Raw genomic sequence first — 17,082 nt, forward strand, 5'->3', positions numbered from 1 at the left:
CTCGGAATTATCCAGGGTTATTAAGGCAAATTCAGCGTATGGTGTGGCGCGAAAGAGTCGTGCCATCACGGTTAATTTTAAATCACTGGTAGTTAACACATTCCTGGGGGATAAATGAGCGCGGGAAGCCCTAAATTCACCATCAGCCGTGTTGCGGCATTATCACTGGTTTCGCTCTGGCTGGCAGGCTGTACGAGTTCTAACAATGCACCTGCGCCTGTCAGTTCCGTCGGCGGAACCAGCGGCTCCGGTAACACGTCCAGCGGAATGTTGATCACGCCGCCGCCTAAAATGGGTACTGCTGCGCCGCAGCAAACACCACAGATTCAGCCTGTGCAACAACCTGTTACACAGCCAACACAGATTCAGCCAGTCGAACAACCTGTTCAGACCCAAAATGGCCGCATAGTGTATAACCGTCAGTATGGGAACATTCCGAAAGGCAGCTATACCGGCGGCAGCACCTATACCGTGAAACGTGGCGATACGCTGTTCTATATCGCGTGGATCACCGGGAACGATTTCCGTGACCTCGCGCAGCGCAACAACGTCCAGGCACCGTATGCGCTGGAAGTCGGGCAGACGCTCCAGGTGGGCAACGCGACGGGTACGCCGCTTACGCCTGGTAACACCGTTTCTGCAGCGGATGTGACCGCGCAAAATAACAGCGTTAAGCCTGCACAAAAATCCACCACGGTGGTTGCTTCACAACCTGTAATTACGTATTCTGAAGATTCAGGTGATCAGACTGCTAACAAAATGTTGCCGAATAATAAAGGGACTGCGACTGCTGTCACAGCACCGGCTACGGCACCTGTGGTTAGCTCTACTGAACCGACTGCCAGCAGTATGAGTTCCAGTTCGCCAATCTCAACCTGGCGCTGGCCAACTGACGGTAAGGTTATCGAGAACTTCTCTTCCTCCGAAGGAGGGAACAAAGGGATCGATATCGCAGGAAGTAAGGGACAGGCTATCATCGCGACCGCAGACGGACGCGTTGTGTATGCCGGTAACGCTCTGCGCGGTTACGGTAATCTTATCATCATCAAACATAACGATGATTACCTGAGTGCCTACGCCCATAACGACACAATGCTGGTCCGGGAACAACAAGAAGTTAAGGCGGGGCAAAAAATCGCTACCATGGGTAGCACCGGAACCAGTTCTACACGCTTGCATTTTGAAATTCGTTACAAGGGGAAATCCGTAAACCCGCTGCAGTATTTGCCGCAGCGATAAATTGACGGGGCATGCCAGCCAGGGTGTCTCGTTCAGGGATCACGGGTAGGAGCCACCTTATGAGTCAGAATACGCTGAAAGTTCATGATTTAAATGAAGATGCGGAATTTGATGAGAACGGAGCAGAGGCTTTTGACGAAAAAGCCTTAGTAGAAGAGGAACCCAGTGATAACGATTTGGCTGAAGAAGAGCTGTTATCGCAGGGTGCCACACAGCGTGTACTGGACGCGACTCAGCTTTACCTTGGGGAGATTGGTTACTCCCCACTGTTAACGGCCGAAGAAGAAGTCTATTTCGCACGTCGTGCTTTGCGTGGTGATGTTGCCTCGCGCCGTCGCATGATTGAAAGTAACTTGCGTCTGGTCGTGAAAATTGCCCGTCGTTACGGCAATCGTGGTCTGGCTCTGCTGGACCTGATTGAAGAGGGCAACTTAGGTCTCATCCGCGCAGTAGAGAAGTTTGACCCTGAACGTGGGTTCCGCTTCTCCACCTACGCGACCTGGTGGATTCGTCAGACCATCGAACGGGCGATTATGAACCAAACCCGTACGATTCGACTGCCGATTCACATCGTCAAAGAGTTGAACGTCTATCTGCGTACCGCGCGCGAGTTGTCCCATAAACTGGACCACGAGCCAAGCGCAGAAGAGATTGCTGAGCAACTCGACAAACCGGTTGATGACGTAAGCCGCATGCTGCGTCTCAACGAGCGCATTACCTCGGTTGACACCCCGCTGGGTGGCGACTCCGAAAAAGCGCTGCTGGATATCCTGGCCGATGAGAAAGACAACGGTCCGGAAGACACCACGCAGGACGATGACATGAAACAGAGCATCGTTAAATGGCTGTTCGAACTGAACGCCAAACAGCGTGAAGTGCTGGCACGTCGTTTCGGTTTACTGGGGTATGAAGCTGCGACACTGGAAGACGTCGGCCGTGAAATTGGCCTGACCCGTGAACGTGTTCGTCAGATTCAGGTTGAAGGTCTGCGTCGCCTGCGTGAAATTCTGCAGGGGCAAGGTCTGAATATCGAAGCGCTGTTCCGCGAATAAGCAACCTTTCGTCAGAAAAAGGCCCGTCGTGAGACGGGCCTTTTTTATCTCTTACGCCTGCGCTGTTTCGTGCAGCAGACGCCAGCTGATCGTCTCGCCTTCCCGATTGAGCACCGCGGTTGACCAGCGTACGTTGACGGGCTGGTCCGGGCGGGTCTGCGTCTCCCGATAATGAAGTACCGCACCGTTATCCCATGACTGAATCGTGGCTAACTCATCAATGATGATTTTCAGGCCGGGTCGGCTTCCACGCTGGGCGTGCAGAAAACGGGCAAGGGCGTCATGGTTTAAATGCGCCCCAGTCGGGGGAACCATCAGAAAGTCAGGCTGGAAACGGGCGAGCAGGGCATCAACATGACCTTCACCGGCACCCAGCCAGCTTTCCAGTGCGATATGAATATCAATGATGTCGTGTTCGAAAGGCGTCATGGTTTCTCCTGTTGCAGGTGCGTAAGCACCTGCGGGTTGTTAAGACGAAATACAGAGATGACGGGCACCAGAGTGATGGCCGAAGCAACCAGAAACATCCCATGCCACGCGGTGACGGGGGGCAAATACCTCTGGGCCAGATCCAGCACCTGTGCCAGCAGAAAGGCACCCGTAAAAAAACTCAGCTGACGATTAAGATTCCACAGCGCGCTGGCATCAGCCAGCTCTTCCCGACGCGTTGTCAGAAATGCGCTGCTCTGCGCCGTACTGCTGCAAAGGCTGCCTCCTGCGCCCATTAATGCAAACGCAACGGTCGCTGGCAACGTGCCCGTGGTCGCACTGACGTTGAGCAAAAGCAGAATACCTGACGCCTGAAGCAGGCATCCCGCGATCAACATAGGTCGGGGGCCGACACGGTTAAAGTAACGGCCCGTTGCGGTGATGGCCATAAACGATGCCAGAGACCACGGCAGCATCAGCATGCCCGTCGCGGCTGGCGTCATGTTGGCCACGCTCTGCATATAAAACATGCCCGTGACGTTTATTCCGATAAACATGCCGGGGACACATACATAAACCATCATGGAAACGCGCAGAAGCGGATCGGCGATCAAACTCAGGTTCAGCAGTCGGTTTGCTTTTATCGCTGGCATTTCATGCTTAAGCCACAGACAGGCCAATGCAAAGGTCAGGAGAGCAACCGGGAGGGTAGCAAAAAATACCCACCGCCAGCTTAAAGCCTGAACCAGTAGGCCCCCTAACGCAGGTGAGCATGCGGGGGCAAGCAGTGCAACCAGCATGACGGCGGAAGAGAGCCTGGCGCGTTCATGCGCTTTAAACTGTTGCCAGGTCAGCGCCTGCCCTACGGGGATCAATAAGCCACCGCCCACGCCTTGCAGCACTCGCCAGGCAATCAGAGTTTCAAGTGTGGCAGACAATCCTGCCGCGGTGGAGGCTACGCTAAAGAGAACCAGCGAGAGAAGGATGACGTGCTTTGCCCCGATGCGGCGCGTCAGGGCACTGCTGAACGGGATCACCAGCGTCAGGCCGGCAATATACCCGTTACTGACCCAGGCAAGTGCAGAGGGCGTGGCGTGATAGGTCTGCGCCATTGCCGGAAAGGCGACGCTGGCGATAAACATGTTGATCAAATCAAGAAAAAAGCCCAGCAGATAGACTACGGCGACTTTGCTGCGATACGTCATGGTGGATCCTCCGGTGAGGGGCGTATCGTATCGGCTTGTCCGGTGCCGATAAACGCAACAATTCGCGATATACTGTCAAAACTATTTTGACAATAATGAAGGTTAACGATGCTGAATCTCCAGCGAACGGCGATGTTTGTGGCGGTAGCGGATGCGGGCAGTTTTACTGCCGCCGCAGAGTCGATGGGGCTGACAAAGGCCGTGGTCAGCTTCAATATTCGCCAGCTGGAAGATGAGCTGGGAGTCACGCTGCTGCTGCGATCCACCCGTCGCCTGACGTTAACCGAGGCGGGCGTGCTTTTTCATCAGCGAAGCGTCAGGCTTTTACAGGAGGCTGAACGCCTGCAGGATGACGTTCGCGCTAACCATGCCGGCCTGACCGGGGAATTGCGGATCACCACCACGCCCGAGTACGGTTCGCAGGTGGTTGTGCCTTTGCTGGCCGAATTTAGCCAGCAGCACCCGGACCTCCGCGTTCGTCATGTTTCGTCGTCTCAGCATGCCGATCTCATCTCGGAGCGCTTTGATGTCGCCATCCGGCTGGGAACACTCGCTGATTCGCGCTACCACGCAGCCCTGATTTCACACTTTTCGATCCTGCCGGTTGCCGCCCCCGGGTGGCTGGCTAACCATCCCGTTGAATCTCTCGAACACCTGGCCCAGGCAGAATGGATCGTTCACGAGCGTTTACCTTCGCCGCTGCACTGGCTGGTGAAAGATGCGGATGGCAATCTGGTTGCCTTTGAGATCAAAAAAGCCCCGCGCTTGTACGCCGATAGCGCCCAGGCGCTGATGGCTTTCGCACATTCGGGATGTGGTGTGGCGCTGCTGCCGGAGTGGCTGGTGCGAAACGCACTGAATTCGGGCGATCTGGTATCGCTTTTACCGGGATACACCTTTGCTCAGCAGGGCATCTATGCCGTTTATCCGGATGCCCAGCATGTGCCCGCTAAGGTCCGGACATTTATTGATTTTATGCGTGCCCGCGTGAACTAATCGTGCATCATCTTTTTGATCAGTGCCGTAAATTGTTCCCGCTCATCTTTGCTGAGACGCCCTAAAAACGCCTCATCCACCTCGTTGCCGACCGGTTTACAGCTTGCAAGCAGGGCTTCCCCTTCAGGCGTCAGGAAGACAAACCGGCGGCGCTTATCCGCAGGATCATGTTCGCGCTTCACCAGCCCACGTGATTCCATGCGGCTCAGCATTTCGGCCAGCGTCGCTTTTGTGCTTACCGCCACTTCCGTCAGGGCGACCTGTTCGATTCCCGGATTTTCGGCAATAGAGCGCATCACCGCATATTGTGGCTTGGTCAGCTCCGGTAAAGCATGTTGCCAGTGGGCCGTATGCTGTTGAAAAAGCTGCCGTAACAGGTGGAACGCTTCTTGTCTCAGTTCCATGAACACTCCGACGAAAAAATTCTCCCCCTATGATAGCCGCTATTGCCTGCGATTTTAACGCAGCAGTTTTTAGCATTTAGTGTGATCGTATGCGAACGATCTTGTCAGGCAGGCGTTCCGGGAGTAGTTTACTCAATATGTTCGTATGCGAACGAATTGATTGAGGTGCTGAATGAGATTGATAGTCGGAATGACGGGGGCAACAGGTGCTCCGCTGGGGGTGGCTTTACTGCAGGCGTTACGCGACATGCCGGAGGTCGAGACCCATCTGGTGATGTCGAAATGGGCAAAAACCACCATCGAGCTGGAAACGCCTTATACCGCGCAGGATGTCGCCGCCCTGGCTGATGTTGTCCACAGCCCGGCCGATCAGGCCGCCACCATTTCATCCGGCTCGTTTCGCACCGACGGCATGATCGTCATTCCCTGCAGTATGAAAACGCTGGCGGGGATCCGCGCGGGCTATGCCGAAGGGCTGGTGGGCCGTGCGGCAGACGTGGTGCTGAAAGAGGGGCGCAAGCTGGTGCTGGTCCCGCGTGAAACGCCGCTCAGCACTGTTCATCTGGAGAACATGCTCGCGCTTTCTCGCATGGGTGTGGCGATGGTGCCGCCCATGCCTGCGTATTACAACCACCCGCAAACCGCCGATGACATCACCCAACACATCGTGACCCGCGTGCTCGACCAGTTTGGTCTGGAGCATACAAAAGCGCGTCGCTGGAACGGTTTGCAGGCGGCGAAACATTTTTCACAGGAGAATAAAGATGGCATTTGATGATTTGAGAAGCTTCCTGCAGGCGCTCGATGAGCAAGGGCAACTGCTGAAAATTGAAGAAGAGGTCAATGCGGAACCGGATCTGGCGGCGGCCGCCAACGCGACGGGACGAATTGGTGACGGCGCACCTGCGCTGTGGTTCGATAACATTCGCGGATTTACCGATGCCCGGGTGGTGATGAACACCATCGGCTCCTGGCAAAACCACGCTATCTCCATGGGATTGTCTGCAAATACGCCGGTAAAAAAGCAGATCGACGAATTCATTCGCCGCTGGGATAAATTCCCGGTTACGCCCGAGCGGCGCGCTAATCCTGCGTGGGCGCAGAATACGGTAGACGGCGAAGACATCAACCTGTTCGACATTTTGCCGCTGTTCCGTCTCAACGACGGGGACGGGGGCTTTTATCTCGACAAAGCGTGTGTCGTGTCGCGCGATCCGCTCGACCCGGACCACTTCGGCAAGCAGAACGTCGGTATTTATCGTATGGAGGTGAAGGGCAAACGTAAGCTCGGCCTGCAGCCAGTGCCGATGCACGATATCGCCCTGCATCTGCATAAAGCCGAAGAGCGCGGTGAAGATCTTCCGGTGGCGATTACGCTGGGCAACGACCCGATAATCACCCTGATGGGTGCGACGCCGCTGAAATACGATCAATCCGAATATGAAATGGCCGGGGCGCTGCGTGAAAGCCCGTATCCGATTGCCACGGCACCGTTGACCGGTTTCGATGTGCCGTGGGGTTCAGAAGTGATCCTGGAAGGGGTGATTGAAGGCCGTAAACGTGAAATCGAAGGGCCGTTCGGTGAGTTTACCGGGCACTATTCCGGCGGGCGCAACATGACGGTAGTGCGAATTGATAAAGTCTCGTACCGCACCAAACCGATTTTCGAGTCGCTCTATCTGGGGATGCCCTGGACCGAGATTGACTACCTGATGGGCCCGGCGACCTGTGTGCCACTGTATCAGCAGTTAAAAGCAGAGTTCCCGGAAGTCCAGGCGGTGAATGCCATGTACACCCACGGCCTGCTGGCGATTATCTCCACCAAAAAACGCTATGGCGGTTTTGCCCGCGCAGTTGGCCTGCGTGCCATGACCACGCCACACGGTCTGGGCTACGTGAAGATGGTGATCATAGTGGATGAAGACGTGGATCCGTTCAACCTGCCGCAGGTGATGTGGGCGCTGTCCTCGAAAGTGAATCCGGCAGGCGATCTGGTGCAGTTGCCGAACATGTCGGTTCTTGAGCTCGACCCGGGCTCCAGCCCGGCAGGGATCACTGACAAGCTGATTATTGATGCCACCACGCCTGTCGCGCCGGATAACCGCGGTCACTACAGCCAGCCGGTGCAGGATTTACCTGAAACCAAAGCCTGGGCTGAAAAGCTGACCGCGATGCTGGCAGCACGTCAATAAGGAGGAAAAGATGATTTGTCCACGTTGTGCCGATGAGCATATTGAGGTGATGGCCACATCACCGGTGAAAGGGGTCTGGACGGTTTATCAGTGCCAGCACTGTCTGTATACCTGGCGCGATACCGAGCCGCTGCGTCGTACCAGCCGTGAACATTATCCGGAAGCGTTCCGCATGACGCAGAAGGATATTGATGAGGCGCCGCAGGTGCCAACCATTCCGCCATTGTTGTAAAAAAAAGCCCGGTGGCGCTACACTTACCGGGCGGTAACATCGTGCGGTCTGTTTTGCCGGGTGGCGGCTTCGCCTTACCCGTCCTACAAAACCCGTAGGCCCGGTAAGCGCAGCGCCACCGGGCAAAGATCGCAGAGAACTACACCAGACTCTTCAGCCGATAAATCCACTCCAGCGCCTGACGCGGCGTCAGGGAATCTGGATCGAGATTCTCCAGCGCTTCAACGGCGGGGGAGGTCTCTTCCGCAGGAGCCAGCAGCGACATCTGCGTGCCATCAATCTGGGTGGCGGCTGCATTCGGCGACAGACTTTCCAGCTCGCGCAGTTTCTGACGCGCGCGTTTAATCACCTCTTTAGGCACACCCGCCAGCGCCGCGACGGCCAGACCATAGCTCTTGCTCGCCGCACCATCCTGCACCGTGTGCATAAAGGCGATAGTATCACCATGCTCCAGTGCATCCAGGTGGACGTTTGCCACGCCTTCCATTTTCTCCGGCAACTGCGTCAGTTCAAAGTAGTGCGTCGCGAACAGCGTCATGGCCTTGATTTTATTCGCCAGGCTTTCGGCACACGCCCACGCCAGCGACAGTCCGTCGTAGGTTGAGGTGCCGCGTCCGACTTCATCCATCAGCACCAGACTGTGTTCTGTTGCGTTGTGCAGGATATTGGCGGTTTCAGTCATTTCGACCATGAAGGTGGAACGACCGCTGGCCAGATCGTCCGCCGCACCCACGCGGGTGAAGATACGATCGATGGGGCCAATCTCCACTTTTTGCGCCGGCACGTAGCTGCCGATATACGCGAGCAGCGCGATAAGTGCTGTCTGGCGCATATAGGTACTTTTACCGCCCATGTTCGGACCGGTAATGATCAGCATTCTGCGCTGCGGTGACAGACTCAGCGGGTTGGCGATAAACGGTTCGTTGAGTACCTGCTCCACCACCGGATGGCGGCCTTCGGTAATGCGAATGCCGGGCTTATCGGTAAAGGTCGGGCAGGTATAGTTCAGCGTTTCAGCGCGCTCTGCCAGGTTCACCAGCACATCCAGCTCCGCCAGCGCACCTGCGCTTAACTGCAGGTCCGCGAGGTGTGGCATCAGCATGTCGAACAGCTCGTCGTAAAGCTGCTTTTCCAGGGCCAGCGCTTTGCCTTTCGAGGTGAGAACTTTGTCCTCATACTCTTTCAGCTCAGGAATGATGTAGCGCTCAGCGTTTTTCAACGTCTGGCGACGCACATAGTGAATCGGCGCCAGATGGCTCTGTCCGCGGCTGATCTGAATGTAGTAACCGTGTACCGCGTTATAGCCAACTTTCAGGGTATCGAGTCCGAGACGTTCGCGCTCGCGGATCTCCAGCTTGTCGAGGTAATCCGTTGCGCCGTCAGCCAGCGCGCGCCATTCGTCCAGCTCTTCGTTATAGCCAGGGGCAATGACGCCCCCGTCGCGGACCAGAACCGGCGGCGCATCAACGATCGCGCGTTCAAGCAGATCGCGGAGTTCAGCGAACTCGCCCATGGTTTCGCGGAGTTTCTGAACCGGTGCGCTGTCAACGTCACTCAACTGAGCACGCAGTTCCGGTAGCTGCTGGAAGGCGTGACGCATCCGTGCAAGATCGCGAGGCCGCGCCGTGCGCAGTGCCAGGCGAGCCAGAATACGCTCCAGATCGCCCACCTGACGCAGCACGGGCTGCAGCTCGGTGTAGCGATCCTGCAGCGCGGCAATGGTCTGCTGACGACAAACGAGCGTATCCGTATCGCGGACGGGCATATGCAGCCAGCGCTTCAGCATGCGGCTGCCCATCGGCGTCACGGTGTTATCGAGGACGGATGCCAGAGTGTTCTCAACACCCCCCGCCAGGTTCTGAGTGATCTCCAGATTCCGGCGCGTGGCCGCATCCATAATGATGCTGTCCTGCTGGCGCTCCATGGTGATAGAGCGGATATGCGGCAGGGCGGTGCGCTGGGTGTCTTTCACATACTGCAGCAGGCAGCCCGCGGCGCACAGCCCGCGCGGGGCGTTTTCCACCCCAAAGCCAATCAGATCGCGGGTGCCGAACTGCAGATTGAGCTGCTGGCGCGCGGTATCAATTTCAAATTCCCACAGCGGACGGCGGCGCAGACCGCGACGACCTTCGATCAGCGCCATTTCGGCGAAATCTTCGGCATACAGCAGTTCCGCCGGGTTGGTGCGCTGGAGTTCGGCAGCCATGGTTTCCCGGTCAGCCGGCTCGCTCAGACGAAACCGTCCGGAGCTGATATCCAGCGTGGCGTAACCAAACCCTTTACCATCCTGCCAGAGTGCTGCCAGCAGGTTGTCCTGGCGCTCCTGGAGCAGGGCTTCATCGCTGATGGTGCCTGGCGTGACGATTCGCACGACCTTGCGTTCTACCGGGCCTTTTGAGGTGGCCGGATCGCCGATCTGCTCACAGATGGCCACCGACTCGCCCTGATTCACCAGCTTGGCCAGGTAGTTTTCTACCGCATGATGCGGAATGCCTGCCATCGGGATAGGCTCACCTGCCGATGCGCCACGTTTGGTCAGAGAGATGTCGAGCAGCTGCGATGCCCGTTTAGCATCGTCATAAAACAGCTCGTAAAAATCGCCCATGCGGTAAAACAGCAGGATTTCCGGATGCTGTGCTTTCAACTTCAGGTACTGCTGCATCATTGGGGTGTGGGCGTCGAAATTTTCAAGTGTACTCATTAGGTTACCGTGTCCATTTTTTTCAATTTCAATGAGTTGTCTTTTTTATTGTCAGGTTTCTTACTCTCTCATTGGAACGCATGACATCCTGCGTTTCTTATCATGAATCGTTCACGGACCATGATAACGGACTCTGCTGGACAGGAAAACAGACGTGCAGGCTCTTTCGACTAAAATGCGTACCTGATTCCAGCGATGCTGAAGACGTGGGCCTGTCTTGCCGCAATTGCGGCAGGCGCGCTGGTCCGGTAACGCTACAGGAACACCGCGCGATATTCCTTGCGTATTAAACGTAAACGGGAATAAAGGCGTCAGAATATAACGTGAACCTTACTTTTTCTGTTTCAAAAACGTATTTGTCTTCGATGTGGGCACAATATTCTATTATGCTCATATTATTTTTATTTCAGCGTTACTGCTGAACAAACGCCATAACTTACTGCTTTGACAAGGAATATTCGCAGAGTATACTTGCTAACTCTGGCAACTGTTTTCTGATTCTGTTTATTGCATAGTGAGTATCATATGTTCTGGATAATTAACGATAATATTAAATTTTGTCCAGAGAAAAACTTACTTGTCTCTATGGCCCGACCGGAGTTAAGCGTCATTCTGACCACGCCAGCCAGTCGTTGCCTGGTTCTCCTGCTTGAGTCCGCCCCGGAAGTGGTTAATCAAAGGGATTTCTTCACTAAAGTTTGGGGTGAAGACGGAATGTTAGTTCCGGCCAATACCCTTTATCAGAATATCTCCATCATCCGGCGTGGGTTGCGCACGACGGGAGAGACTGACGACACGCTGGTTGCCACGGTACCCAGAAAAGGGTTCCAGATTAAAAAAGAAGTTAAGGTCGCCCGAATTGAAAACGACGTAGCAGAATCAGAAAGCGCGACAGCAGAAGCCCGGCCTGTCACCGTCCCGAAAGAGGCTATTGCGGAAACTGCTGCCGTTCAGGTGAAGGATAAGACCCCGCGTCATCACTATCGTCGCTATCTTCCACTGCTTTTTATGGCCCTCTCTTTTGGGCTGGGCTATTTTATTCTCCATCTGGCCGTGCATGACTATTCAAAGAAAGATTTTTTTAAAGATTACACCATAAGCAGCACCGAAAATGGGTGCCATTTTTTCTCACGAAACGATGATATTAAAAGCATCGGAAACTACACGCGTTATAAAAAAATTATCATGCAAACGGGGCTCGATTGTAAAAAATACCCGTGGGTCTATTTCTCCTCAACCAGTACGGCTCCGGCACTTTCGGTACTTATTTGCAGAAAACCGTATGAACAAGAAGAAGATGCAGGGTGCGTTACGCTTTATTTCAGGGGGTACAATCAGTGACTAAAAAGTCCACTGCCATAATGTGTCTCTTACTGTTTGCTGCGGGCGCACTGGCGTCCTGGCTTTACCATTATCGCTTAGAAAAAAAACATGATACGGAAGCCTGTTCAGTTTCTGTTGTTGTTTATCATGAGGATGTCCGCGCACACCTTACGCTGGACTTTATGTATACCATGCAGAAGCAGACCGGTGTTGTCGCGGTAGGCGGTACGTATTTTAAAAACGATAAGGCGATAGCGTCTATCCGAAGAGACGTGTCTTATATCTGGACTGAAAACAAGGACTCTTTCCAGTTTACCTCCGTTAAGATCCATGACGTTAACGAAGATTCTCTGCCGGATAACGTGCTCGGCGACGTGTTGCCTGATTTCTTTATTTACCCGAACCATAAATTGAACTATACCATTCTGAAACAAGGGCCCAGAGGGTTTCTATTTACCGTCGGTAAGCGTCCTATTTTCTTCTGTTCTCGCTGAGATCTTCTTTCAGTAGTTCGATGACAATTTTCCCCTGTTCAACGCCCACCCGCACCTGAGAGTGGGTGGTAAACCCTGCCTGCTCAAGCCAGTCGCCTTTTAAGCTTAATGCCGCATGTACGCTGTAGCGTGTCGGGATTTTGGTTTTCCGGTTTTCGTGACGTTTTCTGAAATAACCGACTTTTAAGTGGCGATAGTGTTTGGTCATAGCGATCTCTTGCATACAGCCTCCATAACGACGGGCAATGTGTGTTTGTAATGCCTGTATAAAATACCAGTAAAAAACGGCGAGTGTGGGCTTAATAGTGGAAGGCGGCTTCAGAAAACGACATGCAACAACTGAAAATCAGGGTATAAAAAGGTATTATTGATGCATGTTTCAAACGGTGAGCTGCTATGTCTGGTAAACGAATTTCGCGAGAAAAAAAGACGATCGCCAGAATGATCGCTCTGTATGAAAAGCAGTGCCCGGAGGCTTCTCAGGAAGCGGGGCATTATCAGGTGCTGAACGCCTATGCGGATAAGCGTCTGGATAAGTGTGTCTTTGGTGAGGACAAACCGGCCTGTAAACAGTGTCCGGTACACTGCTACCAGCCTGCCAGGCGTGAAGAGATGAAGCAGATAATGCGTTGGGCAGGGCCACGCATGCTATGGCGTCACCCGATCCTGACGGTACGCCATCTGCTGGACGATCGTCGTCCGGTACCGGAATTACCGGAAAAGTATCGCCCCAAAAAGTAACGGCTTCAGCCCCTGAAGGGGCGACAAATGACGTTCAGGGCGACCGCGCTGCATAACGGGAACAGGGCCAGCAGCAGCCAGGGATACATTGCCTGAGGTGAGGGCACCAGGGCGCGATCCAGCAGACTGCCAAACAGTAAATTTCCCGCCAGCACCGCAACACCGCCAGCGGTGGCGAGTGCGCCGTAGTGCGCGCCAAGCGTCGACTCCTCTGCAAAGCGTGGAACCAGATCCTTTGCCGAGGGCACCAGCAGCATCTGCCCCAGCGTCAACAGCGTCACAAGACACACGGACGGAAGTAACCGCAGCCAGCCCTCTGATGGCGCAGCCGGGGCGAACATCGCCACGCTCGCAAAGGAGGCCGAGAGCAGCAAAAAGCCCACCGGCAAAATTCTTACCGCGCCCACGCGTCGGGCGAAACGCGCCAGCGGAAGCTGCAAGGTGATGATCAGCACAGAGGCCAGCATAAACAGGGGGCCGAGATCTTTCTCGTTACCGCCGGCGCGCTGGATCTCCACCGGCAGCGCCAGATAGAGCTGGTTGTAGCTCAACAGCCACGAACTGTAGGCGATGATAAAAGCGACAAAACGCGGCTGACGGAAGGTCGTCCACCAGGGAACAATTGTGAGTGTCTGCTTGCTGTGTCGCGCAGCCGGAAGGCAGAAGTAGAGCACAATCAGCGCGACGACGAAGACCCCCGCGCCAGCCAGTGCCACCTGGCGAAACCCCAGCCCCGTGAGCAAAGCCCCGGCAACCGGGCCCAGCACCGCGCCAAGTTCACCGCAGACGGCAAAGAGCGCAAACCACTCAGCGCGGCTGCGTTTCCCTTTAGTCTCGCTTTGCGTACCCGCCTTTGCCAGCAGCGCTTCGATGGAGGGAGAGAACAACGCGCCGCCAATGCCGGTCAGACAGGCGCCAAGGATGATGGGCCAGAGCGCGTGTCCAAATGCCAGCAGCAGATAACCAGCAACGCGGATGATGCAGCCGCAGAGGATAATGATTTTGGCACCAAAGCGGTCGGAGAGCGCACCGCCGACGATGAACATCCCCTGCTGCGAAAAGGTACGCAGCCCCAGAATTAGCCCGATAAGCCCGCCGGAAAGCAGCATATCGTCGCGCAAAAAAATCGCCAGGAAGGGGACAACCGCGTAAAAACCGATGTTAAACACAAACTGGCTGCCCAGTAAGACGGGCGGCCAGAGCGTTGTGGCAGGGCGCAGGGGCATCATTCTACTGGCGCCTAAACCATAAAATGGATGTGCTTTTTGCCATGGAACGGCGAGATCTCGATTTTGGTTTTCACCCGAAACACGTCCCACAGCAGCTCCTCGGAGAGGATCTCCTGTGGCGTTCCGGTGGCTACGATTTGCCCCTTCTGCATCACAATCAGCGAATCACAGAACATTGACGCATGGTTGAGATCGTGAATGGCGACAATGCTGGTCACCGGCAGGTCGCTTATCAGGTGCATCAGCTGCATCTGATGGTGAATGTCCAGGTGGTTGGTCGGTTCATCCAGCAGAATTTCGGTCGGCGTCTGAGCCAGCGCCCTGGCGATGTGTACGCGCTGGCGCTCCCCACCGGAGAGGCTCAGCCAGCCCTGATCGCTTTTTTCCAGCATATCCACCCGCTGCAGGGCCGCGGTGACGGTCTCGTCATCCTGCTTGCTCCAGTTTGAGAACGGGGAGTGATGCGGAATGCGGCCCAGTTTGACGACATCGCGAACGCGCATATTGGCATCGGTCATGCCGTGCTGTTCAACGAAAGCGACCCGGCGCGCAAGCTGCTTTTTAGCAATGCGGGAGATGTTCTGACCGTCCAGCGTCACACAGCCTGCATCCGGGCGGCGCAGGCCAGCCAGAATGCGCAGAAGCGATGATTTACCGCAGCCATTGGGCCCAAGCAGTCCTACCGTTTCACCCCGCGCCACGTTGAGCGACACGTCATTGACGATGACCTTTTTGCCGACCTTCCAGGTAATATTTTCAGCGCAAATACTCATCACTTATTCCTTGAACGGTAGATGATCACGGCAAAGAACGGCACGCCAACCAGCGCGGTCACCACGCCCACCGGCAGACTTTGCGGGGCAATCAGCAGACGCGAAGCGATATCTGCCAGCACCATCAGGATGGCACCTGCCAGCGCGCTGGCAATCAGCAATGTGCGATGAAGGGGGCCGAAGAAGAAGCGCATCATATGCGGAACCACCAGGCCCACAAAACCGATTGAGCCCGCCATGCTGACGATGGTTGCGGTGATCAGCGCGGTGGTGGTAAAGAGCGCCAGGCGGACCCACGGAACGGCAATCCCCAGCGAGGCGGCGGCGTCATCACCAAAGGTAAAGGCATCCAGCGCCCGGGAGTAATAAAGACAAATGGCAAGGCCAGCCAGCACCACGACCAGTACCAGTTGAAATTCTGGCCATCGCACCCCGCTGAAGCTGCCCAGCAGCCAGAACATCACATCACGCGCCTGCTGCGCGCTGGCAGAGGTGCTGATGGTATAGGCGGTGATAGCGTTGAAAAGCTGTGACGCGGCCACACCTGCGAGGATGGTGCGCTCGTTGCCGCCGCGCGCGCCGTTGGTCAGAAAAGCGACAAACGCAAAGGCGGCGAATGCCCCGGCAAACGCGCCCGCAGAGAGTGACACCGCGCCGGTCCCTATCCCCAGCACCACGACGGAAACCGCGCCGGTGGACGCTCCCGCAGAGACGCCGAGCACGTAAGGTTCAGCCAGCGCGTTTTTCAGCAGGCTCTGCAAAACCGCGCCGCAGATAGCCAACCCCGCGCCGCAGCAGGCCGCCACCAGCGCACGGCTCAGGCGGAAGTCCCAAATCACGCTCTCGTAGATGCGGTTAAGCGGAACCGCGGTCAGCCCCAGCTTATTACCGATAGCATAAAAGACATTGGACAGCGGAATCGACAACTCTCCGACGCTTACGCCAAGGGCTATCACCAGAAACAACAGGACAATAGCCAGCAGAGCGGAAGTGGTCAGGAACAGGCCCTGCCGGGCCTGAAGTACGGCTGCCGTCATCAGTTCAGCCCCAGTTTTCTGAGCTGTTCGCCCACCTGTTCAGCGCCATAAATGGTACGGATCGTCGGGTTCATTGCCTGGCCGTCCATCACCACAATGTGACCTTTTTTGACCGCATCAAGCTGGCTGACGGCCGGATCGCTTTTCAGGAATTTGATTTTCTCTTCCGCGTTATCCAGCGCCCAGCGGTTACGGTCGAGGCTTGAGACCACAATCACATCCGGGTTAGCGGCAATGATGCTTTCCCAGCCCACGGTTGGCCATTCGGTCTCGGAGGTAATGGCGTTATGCCCGCCCAGTACGTTTGCGATAAACCCGGAGGCGCTGTTCTTACCGCCCACGTAGGCATCAGCAGAAGGGGATGAACTGGAGAACCAGAAGACAAAAGAGAGGTCTTTTTTGCTCTTGCCAAACTCCTGACGCAGGTCTGCCTCCCGCTTTTTGAAATCGGCGATCACGGCCTGGCCACGATCTTCAACGTTGAAAATTTTGGCGAAATCTTCAATTTCTTTATACAGATATGTCATATCCCACAGCTTCTGGCGGCTGCCGTACATATCGCCCGAGGCTTTTTTGGTGGCGCACATACCCGGTGATAAATAGCTGTTCACGCCGACAGTAGCCAGATCCTCACGTTTTGCGACCTTACTTTCTGGCCCGAGCAGCAGCGGCAATTGTGCAGGAACAAAATCGGGGTTTTGCGCAAGGATAGATTCCAGGGTAGGAATTTCGACGGTGAGCGTTTTGATTTTGGCATTCTGTTCCGCCAGCTGCGGCAGCACTTTGGTCGGCCAGAAGGCGCTGGCCTTCACCTTATCTTCCAGACCCAGCAGAAGCAAAATCTCAACGGTATTTTGACCAAGGGCCACGACGCGTTCCGGCGCTTTGGTGAAGGTCTCTTTATAACCGCAGTTTTCAATGGTCAGAGGATAAGTGGTTGCCAGAGCAGAACTGACCGACGCAATCGCCAGGCCTAACGCGCAGATGACCTTCTTCATTAAACGCTACCCTTCATTAAAATTATTATTGATGCAA

18 protein-coding genes are annotated in these 17,082 nt (G+C 55.3%); 9 read left to right on the forward strand and 9 right to left on the reverse strand.

Translation table 11 applies throughout. The features are described from left to right. Positions 1-114: 114 nt before the first annotated feature. Together nlpD and rpoS are read left to right on the forward strand one after the other, a co-directional pair. Positions 115-1,239, forward strand: coding sequence for a murein hydrolase activator NlpD (gene nlpD / locus NQ842_RS05965; protein WP_014833077.1), 1,125 nt, complete (start codon positions 115-117; stop codon positions 1,237-1,239). Positions 1,240-1,298: 59 nt separating this feature from the next. Further along, entirely contained in the window at positions 1,299-2,291 is a 993-nt protein-coding gene (rpoS, locus tag NQ842_RS05970) for an RNA polymerase sigma factor RpoS (RefSeq protein ID WP_013098493.1), read from the forward strand. Positions 2,292-2,342: 51 nt separating this feature from the next. Here the strand turns inward: rpoS and NQ842_RS05975 are convergent, their stop codons facing one another. Continuing rightward, a complete protein-coding gene (locus NQ842_RS05975; RefSeq protein WP_257256613.1) occupies positions 2,343-2,720 on the reverse strand; it encodes a DUF4440 domain-containing protein in 378 nt (125 codons plus the stop codon). Further along, complete coding sequence (locus NQ842_RS05980) at positions 2,717-3,925, reverse strand: MFS transporter (protein ID WP_257256614.1); 1,209 nt, start codon at positions 3,923-3,925, stop codon at positions 2,717-2,719. Before NQ842_RS05980 ends, NQ842_RS05975 begins: the two co-directional genes overlap by 4 nt. 108 nt (positions 3,926-4,033) lie before the next feature. On the opposite strand from NQ842_RS05980, the gene NQ842_RS05985 reads away from it, so the two are divergent. Next, positions 4,034-4,921, forward strand: coding sequence for a LysR family transcriptional regulator (locus tag NQ842_RS05985; protein ID WP_257256615.1), 888 nt, complete (start codon positions 4,034-4,036; stop codon positions 4,919-4,921). Here NQ842_RS05985 and NQ842_RS05990 read toward each other — a convergent pair. Then, positions 4,918-5,325 (reverse strand): MarR family winged helix-turn-helix transcriptional regulator, encoded by a 408-nt coding sequence (locus NQ842_RS05990; RefSeq protein ID WP_014833073.1) that lies wholly within the window; start codon positions 5,323-5,325, stop codon positions 4,918-4,920. The two genes, NQ842_RS05985 and NQ842_RS05990, sit on opposite strands and share 4 nt — an antisense overlap. A 172-nt stretch (positions 5,326-5,497) precedes the next feature. On the opposite strand from NQ842_RS05990, the gene NQ842_RS05995 reads away from it, so the two are divergent. Genes NQ842_RS05995 through NQ842_RS06005 form a run of 3 tightly spaced genes read left to right on the forward strand, consistent with a single transcriptional unit; the run spans position 5,498 to position 7,749 of the window. Further along, the gene (locus NQ842_RS05995; protein ID WP_014833072.1) at positions 5,498-6,100 is read left to right on the forward strand and encodes a non-oxidative hydroxyarylic acid decarboxylases subunit B; all 603 of its coding nucleotides are present in this window, start codon (positions 5,498-5,500) and stop codon (positions 6,098-6,100) included. Then, on the forward strand, positions 6,090-7,517 hold the full coding sequence (locus NQ842_RS06000) for a non-oxidative hydroxyarylic acid decarboxylases subunit C (RefSeq protein ID WP_257256616.1): 1,428 nt from the start codon (positions 6,090-6,092) through the stop codon (positions 7,515-7,517). The genes NQ842_RS05995 and NQ842_RS06000 overlap by 11 nt, the downstream gene beginning before the upstream one ends. Before the next feature lie 10 nt (positions 7,518-7,527). After that, positions 7,528-7,749 carry a non-oxidative hydroxyarylic acid decarboxylases subunit D gene (locus NQ842_RS06005; RefSeq protein ID WP_003862116.1) on the forward strand — a complete coding sequence of 74 codons (222 nt, stop codon included), beginning with the start codon at positions 7,528-7,530 and terminating at the stop codon, positions 7,747-7,749. A gap of 139 nt (positions 7,750-7,888) precedes the next feature. Here NQ842_RS06005 and mutS read toward each other — a convergent pair whose 3' ends face one another. Continuing rightward, positions 7,889-10,450: a DNA mismatch repair protein MutS gene (gene mutS / locus NQ842_RS06010; RefSeq protein ID WP_047361432.1), complete on the reverse strand. Its 2,562-nt coding sequence runs from the start codon at positions 10,448-10,450 to the stop codon at positions 7,889-7,891. A 525-nt stretch (positions 10,451-10,975) separates the two neighbouring features. On the opposite strand from mutS, the gene NQ842_RS06015 reads away from it, so the two are divergent. Together NQ842_RS06015 and NQ842_RS06020 are read left to right on the forward strand one after the other, a co-directional pair. Continuing rightward, on the forward strand, positions 10,976-11,791 hold the full coding sequence (locus NQ842_RS06015; RefSeq protein WP_043951688.1) for a transcriptional regulator: 816 nt from the start codon (positions 10,976-10,978) through the stop codon (positions 11,789-11,791). Next, positions 11,788-12,267 (forward strand): hypothetical protein, encoded by a 480-nt coding sequence (locus tag NQ842_RS06020; RefSeq protein ID WP_072095008.1) that lies wholly within the window; start codon positions 11,788-11,790, stop codon positions 12,265-12,267. The genes NQ842_RS06015 and NQ842_RS06020 overlap by 4 nt, the downstream gene beginning before the upstream one ends. Here NQ842_RS06020 and NQ842_RS06025 read toward each other — a convergent pair. Continuing rightward, positions 12,245-12,490 (reverse strand): SymE family type I addiction module toxin, encoded by a 246-nt coding sequence (locus NQ842_RS06025; protein ID WP_014833067.1) that lies wholly within the window; start codon positions 12,488-12,490, stop codon positions 12,245-12,247. The two genes, NQ842_RS06020 and NQ842_RS06025, sit on opposite strands and share 23 nt — an antisense overlap. 173 nt (positions 12,491-12,663) lie before the next feature. On the opposite strand from NQ842_RS06025, the gene NQ842_RS06030 reads away from it, so the two are divergent. Then, positions 12,664-13,008, forward strand: coding sequence for a nitrous oxide-stimulated promoter family protein (locus tag NQ842_RS06030; RefSeq protein WP_014833066.1), 345 nt, complete (start codon positions 12,664-12,666; stop codon positions 13,006-13,008). A gap of 5 nt (positions 13,009-13,013) precedes the next feature. On the opposite strand, the gene NQ842_RS06035 is transcribed toward NQ842_RS06030, so the two are convergent. Genes NQ842_RS06035 through NQ842_RS06050 form a run of 4 tightly spaced genes read right to left on the reverse strand, consistent with a single transcriptional unit; the run spans position 13,014 to position 17,045 of the window. Next, positions 13,014-14,234, reverse strand: a complete 1,221-nt coding sequence (locus NQ842_RS06035; RefSeq protein ID WP_046889058.1) for an MFS transporter — start codon at positions 14,232-14,234, stop codon at positions 13,014-13,016. Positions 14,235-14,248: 14 nt separating this feature from the next. After that, the gene (locus tag NQ842_RS06040) at positions 14,249-15,010 is read right to left on the reverse strand and encodes an ABC transporter ATP-binding protein (RefSeq protein ID WP_153907475.1); all 762 of its coding nucleotides are present in this window, start codon (positions 15,008-15,010) and stop codon (positions 14,249-14,251) included. Further along, positions 15,010-16,047 (reverse strand): iron ABC transporter permease, encoded by a 1,038-nt coding sequence (locus NQ842_RS06045; RefSeq protein WP_014833063.1) that lies wholly within the window; start codon positions 16,045-16,047, stop codon positions 15,010-15,012. The genes NQ842_RS06040 and NQ842_RS06045 overlap by 1 nt, the downstream gene beginning before the upstream one ends. Continuing rightward, on the reverse strand, positions 16,047-17,045 hold the full coding sequence (locus NQ842_RS06050) for an ABC transporter substrate-binding protein (protein ID WP_047361434.1): 999 nt from the start codon (positions 17,043-17,045) through the stop codon (positions 16,047-16,049). Before NQ842_RS06050 ends, NQ842_RS06045 begins: the two co-directional genes overlap by 1 nt. Positions 17,046-17,082 lie beyond the last annotated feature (37 nt).

The organism is Enterobacter cloacae complex sp. R_G8, from assembly GCF_024599795.1.
GTDB lineage: Bacteria > Pseudomonadota > Gammaproteobacteria > Enterobacterales > Enterobacteriaceae > Enterobacter > Enterobacter dissolvens.